Annotated in this window: 15 protein-coding genes; 8 read left to right on the plus strand and 7 right to left on the minus strand. The window is 73.2% G+C overall.

Annotation, left to right across the window (positions count from 1 at the left end; translation table 11 throughout):
* Window positions 1-59 precede the first annotated feature (59 nt).
* The 4 genes from AB0K12_RS29940 to AB0K12_RS29955 are packed head-to-tail and all read left to right on the plus strand — an operon-like array spanning window position 60 to window position 4,034.
* Window positions 60-1,382 (plus strand): MFS transporter, encoded by a 1,323-nt coding sequence (locus AB0K12_RS29940; RefSeq protein WP_364568371.1) that lies wholly within the window; start codon window positions 60-62, stop codon window positions 1,380-1,382.
* Window positions 1,379-2,347: an NAD(P)-dependent oxidoreductase gene (locus AB0K12_RS29945; RefSeq protein WP_364568374.1), complete on the plus strand. Its 969-nt coding sequence runs from the start codon at window positions 1,379-1,381 to the stop codon at window positions 2,345-2,347. The genes AB0K12_RS29940 and AB0K12_RS29945 overlap by 4 nt, the downstream gene beginning before the upstream one ends.
* A complete protein-coding gene (locus AB0K12_RS29950; protein WP_364568377.1) occupies window positions 2,344-3,717 on the plus strand; it encodes an acyclic terpene utilization AtuA family protein in 1,374 nt (457 codons plus the stop codon). Before AB0K12_RS29945 ends, AB0K12_RS29950 begins: the two co-directional genes overlap by 4 nt.
* On the plus strand, window positions 3,714-4,034 hold the full coding sequence (locus AB0K12_RS29955; RefSeq protein WP_364568380.1) for a DUF4387 domain-containing protein: 321 nt from the start codon (window positions 3,714-3,716) through the stop codon (window positions 4,032-4,034). The genes AB0K12_RS29950 and AB0K12_RS29955 overlap by 4 nt, the downstream gene beginning before the upstream one ends.
* Here the strand turns inward: AB0K12_RS29955 and AB0K12_RS29960 are convergent.
* The 5 genes from AB0K12_RS29960 to AB0K12_RS29980 are packed head-to-tail and all read right to left on the minus strand — an operon-like array spanning window position 4,004 to window position 7,702.
* Window positions 4,004-4,561, minus strand: coding sequence for a DUF488 domain-containing protein (locus tag AB0K12_RS29960; protein WP_364568383.1), 558 nt, complete (start codon window positions 4,559-4,561; stop codon window positions 4,004-4,006). The two genes, AB0K12_RS29955 and AB0K12_RS29960, sit on opposite strands and share 31 nt — an antisense overlap.
* 34 nt (window positions 4,562-4,595) lie before the next feature.
* Window positions 4,596-5,204, minus strand: coding sequence for a response regulator transcription factor (locus AB0K12_RS29965; protein WP_364569046.1), 609 nt, complete (start codon window positions 5,202-5,204; stop codon window positions 4,596-4,598).
* Entirely contained in the window at window positions 5,204-6,298 is a 1,095-nt protein-coding gene (locus AB0K12_RS29970; RefSeq protein ID WP_364568386.1) for a sensor histidine kinase, read from the minus strand. The genes AB0K12_RS29965 and AB0K12_RS29970 overlap by 1 nt, the downstream gene beginning before the upstream one ends.
* A 4-nt stretch (window positions 6,299-6,302) precedes the next feature.
* A complete protein-coding gene (locus tag AB0K12_RS29975; RefSeq protein ID WP_364568388.1) occupies window positions 6,303-6,992 on the minus strand; it encodes an ABC transporter permease in 690 nt (229 codons plus the stop codon).
* Window positions 6,989-7,702, minus strand: coding sequence for an ABC transporter ATP-binding protein (locus AB0K12_RS29980; protein ID WP_364568391.1), 714 nt, complete (start codon window positions 7,700-7,702; stop codon window positions 6,989-6,991). Before AB0K12_RS29980 ends, AB0K12_RS29975 begins: the two co-directional genes overlap by 4 nt.
* Window positions 7,703-8,053: 351 nt before the next feature.
* Here AB0K12_RS29980 and AB0K12_RS29985 point away from each other — a divergent pair, with 351 nt between their 5' ends.
* Window positions 8,054-10,336, plus strand: a complete 2,283-nt coding sequence (locus AB0K12_RS29985) for a transglycosylase domain-containing protein (RefSeq protein ID WP_364568394.1) — start codon at window positions 8,054-8,056, stop codon at window positions 10,334-10,336.
* Window positions 10,337-10,338: 2 nt separating this feature from the next.
* Here AB0K12_RS29985 and AB0K12_RS29990 read toward each other — a convergent pair whose 3' ends face one another.
* Window positions 10,339-11,259 carry a LysR substrate-binding domain-containing protein gene (locus AB0K12_RS29990; protein WP_364568397.1) on the minus strand — a complete coding sequence of 307 codons (921 nt, stop codon included), beginning with the start codon at window positions 11,257-11,259 and terminating at the stop codon, window positions 10,339-10,341.
* Window positions 11,260-11,339: 80 nt separating this feature from the next.
* Between AB0K12_RS29990 and AB0K12_RS29995 the strand changes: the two genes are divergently transcribed.
* Complete coding sequence (locus tag AB0K12_RS29995) at window positions 11,340-12,041, plus strand: aspartate/glutamate racemase family protein (RefSeq protein ID WP_364569049.1); 702 nt, start codon at window positions 11,340-11,342, stop codon at window positions 12,039-12,041.
* Here AB0K12_RS29995 and AB0K12_RS30000 read toward each other — a convergent pair.
* Window positions 12,038-15,061 (minus strand): BTAD domain-containing putative transcriptional regulator, encoded by a 3,024-nt coding sequence (locus AB0K12_RS30000; RefSeq protein ID WP_364568400.1) that lies wholly within the window; start codon window positions 15,059-15,061, stop codon window positions 12,038-12,040. The genes AB0K12_RS29995 and AB0K12_RS30000 overlap by 4 nt on opposite strands.
* Window positions 15,062-15,361: 300 nt before the next feature.
* On the opposite strand from AB0K12_RS30000, the gene AB0K12_RS30005 reads away from it, so the two are divergent.
* Complete coding sequence (locus tag AB0K12_RS30005; RefSeq protein WP_364568403.1) at window positions 15,362-16,462, plus strand: ThiF family adenylyltransferase; 1,101 nt, start codon at window positions 15,362-15,364, stop codon at window positions 16,460-16,462.
* A complete protein-coding gene (locus AB0K12_RS30010; RefSeq protein ID WP_364568406.1) occupies window positions 16,459-17,649 on the plus strand; it encodes a hypothetical protein in 1,191 nt (396 codons plus the stop codon). Before AB0K12_RS30005 ends, AB0K12_RS30010 begins: the two co-directional genes overlap by 4 nt.
* The last annotated feature ends 3 nt before the right edge of the window (window positions 17,650-17,652 follow it).

A 17,652-nucleotide genomic window follows, 5' to 3' on the forward strand; every position in this document is an offset into this window, starting at 1 on the left:
TAACATCGCTATGGCAAAACTAGATGCCATCGTTGACTTTTTTGCTATAGCAAGCCATCGTGACTCCTGCCCCCACCCCCGAGGAGGACGTCATGGCCGGCGTCACGCGAGCCGAAGGCCGTCCCACAAGCACCCCAAAAATCACCTTCTATGTGGCTCTAGCGGTCTTCGCGCAGGAGTCCACCTGGAACTTCTACGACAACCGCGTCCCCGAGCTGCTGCGCGACCACGTCGCCAGCGCCGCCGTGATCGGCCTGCTCATGGGCATGGACAACCTGCTCGGCGTCTTCATCCAGCCCTACATCGGCAACAGGTCCGACAACACCCGCACCTCCTGGGGGCGCCGCATCCCGTACCTGGCGGTGCTGATGCCGGTGGGTGCGGGGCTGTTCCTGCTCATCCCGCACGCCACCTCGCTCGGCTGGCTGATCCTGGTGATCTTCCTGTACGCACTGGTGATGAACAGCTTCCGGCCGGTCAGCGAGTCGCTCATGCCGGACTTCATCGCGCCCGAGCGCCGCAGCAGGGCCAACGCCGCTGTGAAGACCGCCTCCGCGCTGACCACGATCGTGGCCGCGCTGGTCAGCCTGCTGCTGGTGGACGACCATCCGAAGCTGGCCTTCGCCGTCCCCGCCGCACTCATGCTGATGGCGGCGGGCGTGCTGGTCTGGCGGGTGCGCGACAGCCACTCCCCCGCCTACCGGGCGGCGCTGGCCGAGGACGCCGAAGCGAGCAAGGCGGCGAACGGTGAGGCGGCCGTCAAAGTGCGGATGTGGTCGATCATCCGTGACGTCCTGGTCGATCCCGACCGGAGCCGGGTGCTGCTGATCGTCGCCGTGTTCGTCTTCGCCTCGGCCTGGTTCTCCTCGCGCTCACTGCTCACCCCGTACGGCGTGCAGGTGCTCGGGCTGTCCGACGGCGAGGCGGGCGGGCTGACGCTGCCGAGCGGCATCGCGTACATCGCGGCCGCCTTCCCCGCCGCGTTCCTCGCCGAGCGGTTCGGGCGGCTGCGGGTGATCGCCGCCGGGATCGCGGTCTTCACCCTGGCCCTGGCCTTCGCGTCCCTGTTCCGCGACCCCACGGTGACCGTGGTCGCGATGTGCGTGGCCGCGGCCGGGGCGGCGGCGTTCACCATCAACGCGGTCGTCGTGCTGTGGAACCTGGCGCCGTCGAGCCGCGTGCTCGGCACGTACAGCGGCCTCTACACGGTCGGCTGGGCGAGCGGCGGCATCGCCGGGCCCGGGCTCGTCGGCCTGGCCGTCGACCTCACCGGCTGGCACCTGCTGCTCCTGCACATCGCGATCCTGTCCGCCGTCGCCGCCGTGCTGGTCGTCCACATCGACCGGCGGCGGCGGACGGCGGGCCTCACGGAAGGCGCATGATGAGCACGATCCTGATCACCACCGACTACCTGGCGCCCGGCGACGAGGTGGACCTGTTCCTGCGCGCCGCCGGCCACGCCACCCGGCACCACCCGCTGCGCGGCCCCCGGAGTGAGGACGAGCTGGTCTCCATCCTGGCCGGCTGCGCGGGCGCGCTGATCGCCAACGAGCCGATGACGGCCGAGGTGTTCGCGCGAGCGCCCGCCCTGCGCGCGGTCGTCCGCACCGGCGTCGGGTACGACTCCGTGGACGTCGAGGCGGCCACCCGCGCGGGCGTCTCGGTGAGCAACCTGCCCGGCGTCAACGCGAACGCGGTCGCCGAGTACACGATGGGCCTGCTGCTGGCCCAGGCGCGCCGGCTGGTCCCCGTGGCGACCGGCGTCCAGGAGGGCCGCTGGCCCCGCGACGACGGCCACGAGCTGCGCGGCAAGACGCTCGGCCTGCTCGGCTACGGCGCGGCGGCCAGGGCCGTGGCGCCGCTCGCGCGGGCGTTCGGGATGAGCGTGCTCTGCACCTCCGGTGTCAAGGACGATCTCGACCCCTCCGTACGCTTCGTGGCCCTGCCCGAGCTGCTGGCCGAGTCGGACTTCCTGTCCGTGCACACGGCGCTCAGCCCCGCCACCAGGAACCTGCTCGACGCCGCCGCGCTCGCCCTGATGAAGCCCACCGCGCACCTCGTCAACACCGCCCGCGGCCCCATCGTGGACGAGGCGGCCCTGGCCGCCGCCGTGCGCGCGGGCCGGCTCGCCGGCGCGGCGCTCGACGTCGCCGAGACCGAGCCGCTCCCGCCCGGCAGCCCGCTGCGCGGCGTGCCCGGCATCACCGTCTACTCCCACCTGGCCGGGCAGACCGCCGAGGCGCGCAGGGCCGCGGGCGTCGACGGCGCCCGCGAACTCGTGGCCGCGCTGCGCGGACATCCCCGCTCCTCGCTCAACGCCCATGTGCTTACAGAAAGGACATCATGACGAGTATCGAGGCGATCAGGGTCCTGGCGCCCAGCGGAATGCTGGGGGCGGGATTCCCGCCGGAGTCCATCGACCGCGGGATCGAGCTCGGGGCCGACGTGATCGCCCTCGACGCAGGATCCACCGACTCGGGCCCCTATTACCTGGGCTCGGGCACGCCCAAGACGACCGCCGCGGCCGTCGCCCGCGACCTGCGGATCCTGCTGCGCGCCGCGGCCGGGGCGGGCATCCCGCTGATCGTCGGCTCGTGCGGCACCAGCGGCACCGACTCGGGGGTGGACTGGGTCGCCGGCATCGCCGGGACGATCCTGCGCGAGGAGGGCCTGAGCCTGAAGGTGGCCCGCGTCTACAGCGAGCAGCGGGCCGACGCGCTGAAGGAGCGGCTCAACGAGGGACGCGTCCACCCGCTGCCACCCATGGGCGACCTGGACGCCGCCACGCTCGACGACTGCACCCACATCGTCGGCATGATGGGGCACGAGCCCATCGTGGCGGCCCTGGAGGCGGGGGCGGACGTCGTGCTCGCCGGGCGGGCCACCGACACCGCGCTCGCGGCGGCGTACCCGCTGATGAAGGGCCTGCCCGCGGGACCGGCCTGGCACGCGGCCAAGATCGTGGAGTGCGGCGGGCAGTGCACCACGAACCCGCGCTCCGGCGGGGTGCTCGCGACCGTCGACCACGGCGGCTTCACGATCGAGCCGCTGGACCCGGCCGTGGCGTGCACGCCGACGTCGGTGGCGGCGCACATGCTGTACGAGACCGTGGACCCGCACCGGATGCGGGAGCCCGCGGGCACGCTGGTGGTGGACGAGGCCACGTACACGGCTCTGGACGAGCGCCGGGTGCGCGTGGAGGGGTCGCGCTTCGAGCCCGCCCCGCACACGATCAAGCTCGAAGGGGCCCGCGTCACCGGCTACGAGACCATGTCGTTCACCGCGATCCGCGACCCGCTCATCCTCGGCGACATCGACGCCTGGCTGGCGCTGCTGCACGAGGTGCTCACCGCCCGCGTACGCCAGACGCTCGGCCTCGACCCCGACGCCTACGTCGTGGACATCCGCCCCTACGGCTACAACGCCGTGCTGGGCGACCTCGACCCCTCGTCCGCACCGCCCCGCGAGGTCGGGGTGATGCTGCTGGTCAACGCGCCCGGCCAGGCGACGGCCACGGCCATCGCCAAGGTGGCGAACCCGCTGATGCTGCACCTGCCGGCGCCCGGCATGGACTACCTGCCGAGCCTGGCCTTCCCCACGTCGCCGGCCGAGACCGAGCGCGGCCCCGCGTACGCGTTCGTGCTCAACCACGTGGTGGCCGTGGACGATCCGACCGAGATGTTCCGCATCGAGCTGCCCGAGGGGGTCTCCCGATGACCGCCGACCGCAGGCCCACACTGGGCGACCTCGCCCTGGAGGTGCGCTCCAAGAACGCGGGCCCGTTCTGGGTGACGATGGAGCTGTTCATGCGCGACGCGGAGGGCTACGCGATCGTCGCCGACGAGGGTTTCCTCAACGAGGAGGTCATCGCCCGCCTCTACGCCCTCGTCCCGGCCGACGTGCGGATCTTCCGCATCCCGGCGCTGAACGTGGTGAAGATCTCCTTCCCCCGCCCGACCCCGCAGGGCAGCCCGCTGGATCGCGACATCCACGCGGGCCAGCATCACGTGCCGCTGGCGGCGCTGGTGCCCTGATCGCCGGACGGCGGGTAGGTCAGCAGCCCGTCGCGGACCCGCGCGTGCTCGTTGAGCTGCGCGGGTCGCACCGACGTGACCGAGATGAGGTGCACGACCTCGACGCCGGCCACGATCAGCGCATCGGTGATCAGCCGGCGGTGGCACCGCCATGGCACGGCCTCGCTGCACATGATCGCCGGTCGCTCGTGCTCGGCCAGCTGGAGCAGTTCGTCGAGGCCGCGCCGGAACTCGGGGGTGGCCATGTGGTCGGCGTAGTCGCGGAACGCCTTGACCTCCCACGCGCCGTTGGGGCTCGGGACGCCCCGCGGCGTGTGCCGCCGCCCGCCCAGCTCGCGTATCCACCGGTAGCCGATGTCGGGGGGCAGCGCGGCGGTGACGGCGGGCTGGTTCCACTGCGGGAACTTGCGCGACGACGGGTACGACCGGACGTCCACCAGGCAGGTGACGTCGTGGGCGCGCAGCATCTCCAGCACCTCGTCGAAGGTGCGGTTGGAGTGGCCGAGCGTGCGGACGCGGTTCGTCATCGTGTCGCCTCCCCCCGAGGAGCACACCTCCACGCTAGCGCGGGGGCCCGATCAGGCCGCGTTCCAGGGCCACGACCACGGCGGCCGCCCTGGTGTCCACGCCGAGCTTGGCGAAGACGTGCTTGAGGTGGGTCTTCACGGTCGTCTCGCTGATCAGCAGGGTCCGCGCGATCTCCTTGTTGGCCGCGCCCCGCGCGACCAGGCGCAGCACCTCCAGCTCGCGCGGGCTCGGGTCCTGCGCGGGCGGGCGGCCGATGAGGGCGGAGGCGACCGAGGGGGCGAGCACGGCGCCGCCCGCCGCCGCGGCCCGCACGGCGCGGTGCAGCTCGTCCCTGGGCGCGTCCTTGAGCAGGTAGCCGGCCACGCCCGCGGCCATGGCCCGCGCCACGTCGGCGTCGGTGTCGTACGTGGTCAGCACGATCACCTTGATCTCCGGGTGGTCGGCGCGCAGCCGCTGGACAGCGCCGAGGCCGTCGAGGCCGGGCATGCGCAGGTCCATCAGCACGATGTCCGGCCTGGACCGCCTGGCCATGGCCAGCGCCTCGAACCCGTCGCCCGCCTCGGCCACCACGTCGATGTCGTCGATGCCGTCGAACATGCCGCGCAGGCCGTCGCGGACCACCGGGTGGTCGTCCACGATCATCAGTTTGAGGGGATGCGCAGGCACAGGGCCGTCCCTTCTCCCGGGGCCGACTCGACCGTCAGCGTGCCGCCCACCCCGTCGGCCCGCTCGCGCATGGCGGCCAGGCCGTAGCCCCGCGTGCCTGCTCCGGGGTCGAAGCCGGTGCCGTCGTCGTACACGTCCAGCGTCACCTCGTCGTCCATGTAGGTCAGCGTGATCGCCACCCGGCCGGCGCGGGCGTGCTTGGCGGCGTTGGCCAGCCCTTCCTGCGCGGTGCGCAGCACGGTGGCGGTCACCTCGGGCGGCAGCGGCCTGGGGGTGCCCTCGACGGCCACGCCGGCGGTCGTGCCGTGGGCGCGTGACCACCGCGCGGCGACCTCCGCCAGCGCCGCCTCCAGCGAGGCGTCCTGGAGCGGGCCCGGGCGCAGCGCGTCGACCGAGCGGCGGGCCTCGCGGAGGTTGTCCCGTGCGAGGTCCTTGGCCAGGGCGATCCTGCGGCGTACGGCCGGCAGGTCGGGCGTGTCCTCGATGGCCTGCTCGGCGGCCTCCAGCTGGGTGATGATGCCGCTCAGGCCCTGGGCGATGGTGTCGTGGATCTCCCTGGCCAGCCTGGCCCGCTCCTCCAGGACGCCGACCGTGCGGTTCTGGGCGCTCTGGCGGGAGACGTACGCGACGAACAGCCCGATCGCCACCACCAGGCCCGAGCTGCCGGCGAGCTGCCACAGGGCGCCGGGGTCGTCGAGGTAGCCCCTGGCGGCGAACGTGCACAGGATCGTCGCCACCGCCCCCGCGTACGACCAGGGCGCGGGCAGCATCAGGTACGGCTGCGGCATCAGCCCGAAGATCACCACGTCGAACGAGCGGTCGGCCGTCACCAGCGCGACGTACAGCCCGCAGAGCACCGCGACGTGCAGGGCCATGGGGGTGAGCCGGCCGAGCCGCTCGGGCCTGCGCCCGACGAAGAACCAGTGCCAGCCGGCCAGCGCGGCGAGCAGCGCCAGCGGCAGCGGGCCAGGGGCGGAGCCGGCCCCGAACGACAGCACCAGGCCGAGCGCCAGGCAGGCGTAGAACAGCACGTGGAAGGCGCGCAGCCAGCGCGCCTCCCAGACGTTCACCTCGTCACTCCCATCGGAACAGCGCCGCGGCCGCAGCCGTGCCCGCGACGATTATCCCGGCCAGGATCATCATCGGGAAGAGCGCGGCGGTGCCGGACCAGGCGCTGGTGAGCGCGTCCACGCCGGGGGTCAGCGGCAGGAAGTCGCCGATCTGCCGCAGCGAGTCGGGCAGCGCCCTGCGCGGCACCGCCGCGCCCGCAAGGAAGATCATCGGGAACATGACCAGCATGCCGACCAGGTTCGCGCCCCTGGCGTTGCCGACGACGGCGGCGATGACGAAGCCGAGCGCGCACACCGTCACCGAGCAGAGGACGAACGCCAGCGCCAGCAGCGGCACGCTGCGCGGCGCCGTGGCCCCGAACGCGGTGATCGCGGTGACGACGAGCAGCGCCGACCCGGCGAGCGCGGCCGTCACCTGGGCCACGAGCTGGGCGCCGAGCAGCAGCAGCGGCGAGACCGGCGTGGTGGCCAAGCGCTTGAGCACCTTGCGCTCCCGGTAGGAGGCCACCACTCCCGGCAGCGCCCCCATGCCGCCGATGGCCGCGATCATCGCGACGTAGCCGGGCACCGCGCCGCTGTCGCCGCGCTTGAGCACCAGCAGCATCAGCGGGAAGGCCATCATGAAGAACACCGAGGCGGGGTCGCGCAGCAGCAGCCGCAGCTCCGTCGTGACCAGTGCGGTGAACGCTCTCATCGGTCCGCTCCTTCCAGCGCGAAGTACGCCTCTTCCAGCGACCCCGTGCGGGTGGCCGCCATGATCTCCTCAGGGGTGCCGGCCGCCTGGACGCGGCCGCGCGCGAGGATCGCGAGGCGGTCGCACAGCGCCTCGGTCTCGTCGAAGTAGTGGCTGACCAGCACCACCGTGGTGCCGGACGCCCGCAGGTCGGTCACCAGCCGCCAGGTCTCGCGTCTGGCCACCGGGTCGAGGCCGGTGGTCAGCTCGTCGAGCACCACCACCTCGGGGTCGCCGACCAGCGCCAGGGCCAGCATGAGCCGCTGCTTCTGGCCGCCCGACAGGTCGCCGTACGCCTGGCGCGCCAGCGGGCCCAGCCCCCAGCGCTCCATCACCTGCCGCCAGTCGGCGGGGGCGCGGTAGAAGGCGGCGTACGCCCGCAGCGCCTCGGCCACCTTCATCCGCTCCGGCAGCGCGCCCTCCTGCAGTTGCACGCCGATCCGCTGCGCCACGGCGCGGCGGCGGCGCGACGGGTCCTCCCCCAGCACCCGCACGCTGCCCCCGTCGGGCCTCCGCAGGCCGATGAGGCATTCGACGGTGGTCGTCTTGCCCGCCCCGTTGTGGCCGGCGATCCCGAAGATCTCACCGGCGTGCACCGTGAACGTCACGCCGTCCACGGCCGGGGTGCTCCCGTACACCTTGCGCAGGTCCTTGACCTCGATGGCTTCCATGCCTCAAGGCTCCCGCCGGCCCGCTCACGGCGGCATCGCCCGTCACGTCACCCGGCATCCTCCGTTCGGGTGAGTTGACACCTGGAGGGGTGACCGCTATTTCTTGGCTAACCGTTAGGGGTAGGCAAAATGTCGCATTTCTCCTGCGGATCTTGTCGCCGGATGAGTGAATAGGGACCTGTGAGTTACGACAGCTACGAACCGGAGCCGTCCGGACGGCCGGACGACGCCCAGGAGCGGCCCCGGCCCGCGGCGCGTCAGAGCAGGCGGCGGCGCCCGTCCAGCCGCCGCCCGTCCACCCCTCCTGCGTCCGCCCTTCCTGCGTCCACCCCTGGTGCGTCCACCTCTCGCGTGTCCGCCCCGAGCCGGGCGGACGCGGCCGGCGAGAAGCCGCGGCAGGGTGACGGCGGCGGGGGGCGGCGTACCGGGTGGCGGCGGTTCGTGCCCGGGTGGAAGGCCGTGGTGCTCGGCATCATGGTCCTGGTGACCGGCCTGTTCGGGATGATCATGGTGGCGTACGCGAACACGCCGCTGCCGACCGACACGCAGGAGCACGCCACCGAGCAGGGCAGCATCCTCTATTACCGGGACGGCAAGACCGAGCTGGCCAGGCTCGGCACCAAGCGCGAGATCGTCCCCATCTCGAAGATCCCCCGGCACGTCCAGGACGCCTTCATCGCCGCCGAGAACCGGTCGTTCCGCACCGACCCCGGCTTCTCGATCTCGGGCATCATGCGCGCGGCGTACAGCACGCTCACCGGCCAGCAGGTGCAGGGCGGCTCGACGATCACGCAGGAGATGGCGCGCGGCTACTACGACGGCCTCAGCCAGGAGCGGACCGTGCAGCGGAAGGTCAAGGAGATCTTCGTCTCGATCCGCGCCAACCAGGAGATGTCGAAGGACGAGATCCTCGCCAACTACCTCAACACCATCTACATCGGGCGGGGCGCGAACGGCATCCAGGCCGCCGCCCAGGCGTTCTTCGACAAGGACGTCGACGAGCTGACCCCCGCCGAGGGCGCCTACCTGGCCGGACGCACCCAGCAGCCGGACCGCTTCGACAAGGCCGAGCAGGACAAGAACTGGGCGCTGACGCGGGAGCGGTTCACGTACACCATCGACGGCATGGCGGAGGTCGACCCGGCGCGGTACGGCGACCTGCCCAAGACGGCGAAGTTCCCCAAGCTGGCCCGGCAGCAGAAGGTGGAGACCTTCAAGGGCGTCAAGGGCTACATGGTCGACATCGTCCAGCGGGAGCTGGCCTCGCGGGGCATCGACAAGAAGGCGCTGAGCATCAGCGGCTACCGGGTGACGACCACGTTCGACAGGAAGCTCATGCTGGCCGCGAAGAAGGCGGTGGAGAGCAACCTGCGCGCGCTCGGCGACAAGCACATCCGCGCGAACATGGCCGCCGTCGATCCGCGCAACGGCCGGGTGATCGCCTTCTACAGCGGCCACGACTACCTCAAGAGCTTCACCAACAACGCCTTCGACGCCTACAAGCAGGCGGCGTCGGCGTTCAAGCCGTACGTGCTGGCCGCCTGGCTGGAGCGGGGCTACAGCCTCAAGAGCCGCGTCTCCGGCAAGGGCCCGGTCACGCTGCCCGGCACCAAGCCGATCCGCAACTCCCACGACCTCGGCGCGGCCGTGACCATCGACCAGGCCACCGCCCAGTCGGTGAACACCGCGTTCGCCACCATGGCGCAGGAGGTGGGGCTCGAGCAGGTCGCGAAGATCGCCGAGGACGCCGGGATCAGCGAGAAGAACCTCGAAGAGGCGATCAAGACCCACGCGTACGGCATGTCCATCGGCGCCGGCCTGGTCACCCCCGTGCAGCAGGCGACGGGGTACGGCATCTTCGCCAACGGCGGCGTGCACCACGACGCGCACGTGGTCGTCGCGGTCAAGACGGCCGACGGGAAGACCGTGATGAAGGAGGTCGACCCTCCCAAGCCGGTCATCAGCCCGGAGAGCGCGGCCGACGCGACGTACGCGATGCAGCAGGTCGTCAGGGCGGGCACCGCCAGGGGCACCGCGCTGCCCGGCGGCCGGCCGATCGCCGGCAAGACCGGCACCAACAACGAGAACAAGGAGGCGTGGTTCGTCGGCTACACCCCGCAGCTGTCCACGGCGGTCGGGATGTACAAGGAGGTGCCGCAGACGAACCCGAAGACCGGCAAGGTCCTGCGGGATCCCAACGGGTACGTGCTGCAGCGCGAGGTCTCGCTGGGCGGCATCGAGGGGGCCGGCACACCCACCAGGATCTGGCGGGACTTCATGGCGGTGGCGATGGCCGGCAAGCCGGTCGAGCAGTTCCCGCCGCCCTCGTTCTCCGGGCAGGAGCACGACCTGGTGACCGCGCCCGACCCCAAGCCGACGAAGGACCCGTCGGACGAGCCCACCGACGGTCCTGACGACGGCGTGAACGACTCCGTGGACGACGGCGTCCCAGACGACGTGGACGACGGCATCGACGACGGCATCGACGACGCCCCCACCGACCCGGCCTGCGCGGACGACCCGGCCTGTTCCGGGCAGCCCGACGGCACGCCGACCGACCAGGGTGACGACCCGCTGAACGACAGCGGCGATCCCGCGCTGCCCGAGGACTCGCTGGGCGAGGCCGGCGGCTGAGGTCAGGCGGTTCGCCGGTCGGCCGTGGTGTCGAGCAGGGCCCGCAGGGCGCCGGCGACCGCCGGGATCTGGCCGGCCTCGCGGTGGTAGGTCAGGTGCAGGGTGCGCGGGCGGAGCTGGAGCGCCGGGCGTACGGCGACGCCGGGGTGGAGGGCGGCGTCCAGCGCGAGCTGGGGCAGCAGGCCGACGGCCAGGCCGCGGGCGATCAGCGCCTGGGCCGCCACATAGTCGTCGGTGCCGTGCCGCACGTCCGGCGCGAACCCGGCCGCGCCGCACGCCTCGCGCAGGTTCGCGGCGCACCGCTCGCAGCCGGCGATCCACTTCTCCCCTGCCAGCACTTTCAGGTCGACCGGCTCGCCGGGCGGGCCCGCATGGGGATGATCCTCAGGCAGCACGAGCCGCACGGGATCACCCCCGACCACCACCCGCACCAACCCGGGCCCCGCGCCCTGCTCCCCTGCGATCGGGGCGGCGGTGTGGGTGAAGGTGACGGCGACGTCCACCTCGCCGGCTTCCAGGAGCGCGAGGGCCTGGGGTGGCTCGGCCTCGCGCAGCCGTACGTCGATGCCCGCGTGGCGGCGGCCGAGCAGGCTGATGGCGTCGGGCACGATCGTCGCCCCCGCGGAAGGGAACACCGCCAGCCGCACCGTGCCGGCCCGCCGCTGGCCGAGCGCGTCGAGGTCCTCCTCGGCGGCCTGCAGCCGGGCGGCGATCGCGTCGGCGTGGCGCAGCAGCGCCCTGCCCGCCTCGGTGAGCTGCACCCCGCGCGGGCGGCGCAGCACGAGCGGCGCCCCCGCCTGTCGTTCGAGGTGGCGCAGGTGCTGGCTGACGGCAGGCTGCGTCCACCCGAGCGCCCTGGCGGCGCCCGCGATCGACCCGGTGCGGGCGATCTCCCGGAAGATGAGCAACCGGTTCGCGTCCATGCCTTAAGTATTACTTGGGTCAGCGCCAAGAAGTTCAAGCCTTCCTAAGAGCAGGAGCACGCGGCAAGGTGGGGCGCGTGATGCGAACCATCGGCCTGATCGGCGGCATGAGCTGGGAGTCCTCCGCCGAGTACTACAAGATCCTGAACGAGGAGACCCGCCGCCGCCTCGGCGGTCACCACTGCGCGAAGAGCGTGCTGCTGACCGTCGACTTCGCCGAGATCGAGGCGATGCAGCGCGAGGGCGCGTGGGACCGCGCAGGCGAGCTGCTGGCGGGCGCGGCCAAGAGCCTGGAGTCGGCGGGCGCCGACCTGGTGCTGCTGTGCACCAACACCATGCACCAGGTGGCGGACGCCGTCGAAGGCGCCGTCGGCGTGCCGTTCCTGCACCTCGTCGACGCCACCGCGCGCCGCGTCGCAGCGGCAGGTCTCACCAGGGTCGGCCTGCTCGGCACCCGCTTCACCATGGAGATGCCCTTCTACCGGGCGCGGATGCGCGATCACGGCATCGACGTCCTGGTGCCGGACGAGCCCGCCCGCACCCTCGTCCACGACGTCATCTACCAGGAGCTGACCCTGGGCCGGGTGGAGCCCGCCTCGCGGGAGGCGTACCGGGAGATCATCGCGGAGCTGGCCGGGCGCGGCGCGGAGGGCGTCATCCTCGGCTGCACCGAGATCACCCTGCTGGTGGGCCAGGACGACGGTCCCGTCCCGGTGTTCGACTCCACCCGGATCCACGTGGAGACCGCCCTCGACCTGGCCCTGAGCGAGCCGTCCGGCTAACCGAGCGCGGCGCGGGAGCGGGCCACCTGGTCGCGGGCGCGGGCCGTCCAGACCGGCTCGTTGAGCGGGTCGAGCCGGTCGAGGCAGGCGGTGAAGTGCTCCAGGGCGGCCCGCTCGTCGCCGCGACGGCGGCTGATCTCGCCCAGCGTGTACGCCACCATCGCCTGCCCCTGCGTGTCCCCGGCGTCCTCGAACATCTCGGCGCACCTGGCCAGCCGGGCGACGGCGGTGTCGTAGTGGCCGAGCGCGGCCTCGGCCTGGGCCAGCCGGCGCAGCGCCACCCGTTCGCCGTAGCTCCAGCGCAGCTCCCTGCTGAGGTCGATGGCGGCCCGGTAGTGGCCGATCGCCTCATCGGCGCGGCCCGTCTCGTAGCAGGCGATGCCGAGCGAGCGCAGGAACCGGGCCCGATGGACGGCGCTGTGAACGGCCCGGTGGACAGCACTGTGGACGGCGCTGTGGCCCTCGGCCATGGCCAGGGCCCGCCGCAGGGTCGCCGCCGCCGCGTCGTAGCGGGACAGGTAGAACTGGATCCCGGCGATCTCGGTCCAGGCGGCCAGCAGGCCGTGCTCGTCGCCGAGCGTCTCGAACCGCTCGGCGGCCATCGTGGCGGCGGCCAGCGCGGAGCCCAGGTCGGACTCCAGCGTGGCGGCGATCCCGAGCAGCGCGTACGCGGCGGCGTGCCGGTCGCCCGTCTCCGAGCCGCGCGCGAGGAGCAGCCTGAACTCCTCCGCGACCGCGCCCGCTCGCCTGCGGTCCACCTCGGCGTCGCCCCGGATCAGGCGCATCCTGATCTCGGTGGCGGTGTCGCCGGCCTCGGCGGCGGCCTCCGCGACCATGCCGAGCAGGCGTACGGCGTCGTCGTGGAAGCCGCGCACGATGAGGAACGGCGCCAGCGCCTGGGCGAGCAGGGCCGCCTCGCGGACGAGACCGGCGCGGGCCGCGGCCACGGCCAGCGCGACGAGCACGGCGCGTTCCGCGGCGAGCCAGGCGCCGCCCTCGGGGCAGGGCGGGGTCCTCGCGGGCAGGCCGGGCGGCGGCGGGGCGAAGGCAGGCGGCAGCTCGCGGGCCGCCTCCGTGGTGCGCGCGCACGCCTCGGCGGTGGCGCGGCGCAGCGCCGCCGTCCTGCTCCGCGCGCTCTCCTCGGTCGCGAACAGCTCGCCGGCGAAGCCGCGCAGCAGGTCGTGCATGCGGTAGCGGGGGCTGGCCGCGGCGTCGGCGTCACCGGCGGTGATCAGGCCGGCGGCGGCCAGCTCCTCCAGGGACGCGTCCACGTCGTGCGCGGAGACGCCGGCCAGCGCGGCCACCGTCCAGGCCGCCACCCCGTCCGCCGGCACCGAACCCAGCAGGCGGAACGCTCTGCGCGCGGGCTCGGACAGCGCGGCGTAGCTCGCCTCGAACGTGGCGCGCACGTCCAGGGGCCCCGAGCGCAGCTCGTTCAGCGGTGAGGCGGTGCGGAGCCGGCGCGCCAGCTCGGCCGGCGGCCAGGCGGGGCGGGTGGCCAGGCGGGCGCCGGCGATGCGCAGCGCCAGCGGCAGCCGCCCGCAGGAGCGCACTATCGCCTCGGCCGCCTCGGGGTCGCCGGCCATGCGCTCCGCCCCCGCCACGCCGGCCAGCAGGTCGCGGGCGTCGGCGAGCGGGGGCACGTCCAGCGCGTACGACGTCGCGCCGGGCAGTGCGGGCAGCGGGCCTCTGGAGGTGACGAGCACGGCGGACCTGGGCGTCCCGGGGATCAGCGGCTGCACCTGGTCCTCGGCGGCCGCGTCGTCGAGCAGCACGAGCACCGCGCGGTCGGCGAGCCTGGCCCGGTAGACCGCCGCCCGCTCCTCGACGCCGGTGGGCAGGGCGGCGAAGTCCACGCCGAGCACCCGCAGCAGCTCGGCCAGCAGGTCGGACGCGTCACGCGGAGCCGCCGACGCCCCTGCCAGCCGCACGAACAACTGCCCGTCGGGATACCGCTCGCGAAGCCGATGGGCGACGTGCACCGCCAGCGTGCTCTTGCCCACGCCCGGCTGCCCCGAGACGGTGACGATCGGCGGCGCACCCCCACCCCCCTTGAGCGCCGCGACCAGCTCAGCGCTCTCCCGCTCACGCCCGACGAATTCGGCGATGTCGGCCGGAAGAAGACAAACCCCCGCCCAGGCGGGCTCCCGGCTCAAGGAAACGCCCGCATCGCGGGAACGGACAACACCACCATCCTCGCCGAGGACGTGGCCGACAGCGGAGGAAACACCCTCACGACGGCCGGCAGCACCCCCAAGCTCACCGACTTCGCCAACGGCGCGGACGGTGCTCGAAGGCATGGGGTCGGCGTCGTTGAGAAGGGCGGTGTGGAGGGTGCGTAAGTCGTGGCCCGGCTCGATGCCCAGTTCAGCGACGAGGGTCGAGCGGGCGCGGCGGTACGCCTCCAACGCCTCGGCGCGGCGGCCGGCGCGGTGCAGTGCGAGCATCAGGCGGTGCCACAGGCGTTCGTTGAGCGGGGCGCTGTCCACCAGCGGGGCCAGCTCGCCCACGAGCTCGTCGTGCAGCCCGAGCCGCAGGCGGACGTCGATCCAGGCGAGCCTGGCGTTCTCGCGGCGTTCCTCCAGCTCGGCGATGCGGGCCTGGACGGTCGCCGCCAGCGGCACGTCCTCGGCGGGCCGGCCGCGCCACAGCGCCAGCGCCCGGCCGAACAGGCGGTGCGCGGCCGCCAGGTCGCCGCGGGCCGCCTCCAGCCGCGCCCGGTGCGCGGCCTCGTCGAAGGTGAGCAGGTCGAGCCGGTCGGGCTCGAGCCGCAGCAGGTAGCCGTACGGCGCCGACTCGACGCCGATCCCGGCGCGGCGCAGCGCGGTCACGTACTGCTGCAGGTTCGGCACGGCGGAGCGGGGCGGGTCGTCCCACACCGAGGCGATCAGCCGGTCCCTGGACAGGACGGTGCCCGGGTGGAGCAGGAAGACGCCGAGCACGGCGCGCGCCCTGGCGGCCAGCCGGATCGGCCGCCCCTCGTCGAGGACCCTGACCGGTCCGAGGATCGTGAAGTCCACCGTCCTCCCTGCCACGATCAGCCGTTTCGTCCTTCTCTATGGCGACTTTATGGGCTTTCTGTCGGCGAGAGGAGGAAGTTGATCGACGACATCCCGCCGGGAAGCCAGGAAGGAGGTGCCGTAGATGAAGATCGAGGTTCGCAAGGTCGAGGCCGTGAAGGCGACGCAGTTCATGACCTGAGGCATCGCCTCTCAGCCGGCCGGGAGGCGGTCCGCCGCCTCCCGGCGGCTCCATCCCGACGACCGATGACGGCCGGCCGCGGCCGATGACGAACGATCCGGTGGGAAACGATGCGGGTGATGGTGAAGGAATGCGCCTGGGAGTCCCTGGGCGACGAGCTCGTGGTCGTGCACGACCCGCGCGAGGCGTACACGCTGGCTGACCCGGGCGGGCGGGTCGCGGCGCTGCTCGATGAGCTGGCCAGGGGGCCGGCCACGGCGGAGGAGCTGAGCGCGGCGCTGACCGCGCGCGGCGTCCCGGTCTCGGCGGACGACGTGCGCGACGGCCTGGCCGGGCTCGACTCCCTGGGGCTGGTGGAGGACGCCGATGAGCGGCTGCTGGGCGATCCCGAGGCCGACGAGCGGCATTTCTCCAATCTGACGTTCTTCGGGGCGTTCGCCCGGCTGGGGACGTCGCGGGCGGAGTTCGTCCGGCGGCTGCGCGCGTCCCACGTGCTCGTGCTCGGCGCGGGCGGCGGCGGCTCGGCCCTCGTGCAGTGCCTGGCCGGGCTCGGCGTCGGCGCGCTGACGCTGGTGGACCGCGACGACATCGAGCCGCGCAACTTCGCCCGCCAGTTCCTCTACCGGCGCGCCGACGTCGGCCGGTCGAAGGTGGAGCGGGCGGCGGAGTGGGTCCGCGCGTACGACCCGGACATCGAGGTCCGCGCCGTGGACCGGTGGATCTCCGGCCCCGACGACCTCAAGGACCTGACGGGCGACGCCGACGTGATCGCCGGCGGCCTGGACGGCGCCCCCGACGCGAACCTCTGGGTCAACGAGGCCGCGTTGCGCGCGGGCGTCCCGCTGGTGGCCGGTGGCATGACGCGGACCCAGCTCATCTACTTCTCGGTCGATCCCGGCAGGAGCGCCTGCCTGCGCTGCGACGAGTCCGACCTGCCTGGCCCCGGCGAGCGGACGACGGCGGCGGTGGCCCAGCGGCTCACCCGCGGGCTGCGGCTGGCGAACGGGCTCACCGGCCCGATGGCGATGCAGGTCGGGTCGCTGGTCGCGTACGAGGTCATGCGGTATCTGACGAAGGTCGAGCCGCCGCGGGCGGCGGGGGCGCGGGTGGTGCTCGACCTGCTGGACGGGCTGGTCCCGGTATGGCGGCCGTTCCCCCGCGACCCCGGCTGCCCGGCGTGCGCGCTGGCCCCGCAGAACGACGGCAGGCGCCTCCCATGACCACCATACGGCTGCGCCCGCTCACGGTGGTCGGGGAGGGCGAGGAGGTGCTGGTCGGCGACCCGGCCACCGGCATGTTCGTGGCGATGCCCGCCGTGGGCGGCGTGGTGGTCGCGGCGCTGCTGCGCGGCGCGACCGAGGAGGAGGCCGCCGCCGAGGCCGCCGCGTTCGCCGGCGAGCCCGTCGATCTGCCCGCGTTCATGGCGACCCTGGCCGAGCTGGGGTTCCTGGATGACCGGCCGGACGACGAGCGCCAGGCCGTCAGGACCGCGCCGATCCAGATGCGGCGCTGGCTGGCGGGGGTGAGCCCGCGCGTGGCCCGTCCCTTCTTCGGGGAGGTCGCGTGGGCTTGTTACGTCGTGCTCGCGCTTTTCTGCCTGGCGGTCTTCATCACCTCGCCGTCGCTGCTGCCGGACCCGGCCGAGGACGCGTTCGTGCTGGACGACGTCGGGTTGAGCACGCTGCTGCTGATGCCCTTCGTGCTGGTCTCGACGGCGCTGCACGAAGGCGGGCACTGGCTGGCCGCCCGTGCGGCGGGGGTCACGGCCCGGTTCGGGGTGGACCGGCGGATGATGCTGCTCGTCCTGGAGACCGACCTGTCGCAGTTGTGGGCGGTGCCGCGCCGCCGCCGCTTCGGGCCGCTGCTCGGCGGGATGGCGGTGGACGTGGTCGTGCTCGCCGCGCTGCTGACCGCCCGCCTGCTGATCGAGAAGGGAGTGTGGTCGCCGGCGCCGGTGGTGGACGCGACGCTCGCCGCCTGGGTGTTCGTGAAGCTGGCGGGCCTGCTGTGGCAGTGCATGATCTTCCTGCGCACCGACCTGTACGGGGTGCTCGTCCACGCCCTCGGCTGCCGCGACCTGTGGCGGATCAAGACGTTGCTGCTGCGGCACGCGTTCGGCCGGCTCACCCGGGCGCAGGCGGCCGAGCTGGTGCGGGCCTCGCCCGCCGACCTCAGGGTGGGGCGGTGGTTCCGGTGGGTGTGGCTGGCGGGGTTCGCCGTGGTGCTGGCCTGGTTCGTGGTCTTCGTCCTGCCGGTGGTGGTGAGCGTGCTGGGGTGGGCGGCCGACCGGTTCGTGCTCGGGCCGCTCGACCCCGCCTTCTGGTACGCGCTGCTGTGCGTCGCCCTCCTGCTCGGCCCGTACGTGCTGGCGGCCGGCCTGGCGGTCCGCGAGCACGTACGGCGCTGACCC

Origin of the sequence: Nonomuraea sp. NPDC049419, assembly GCF_040676995.1 — a bacterium.
GTDB classification, from domain to species: domain Bacteria; phylum Actinomycetota; class Actinomycetes; order Streptosporangiales; family Streptosporangiaceae; genus Nonomuraea; species Nonomuraea salmonea.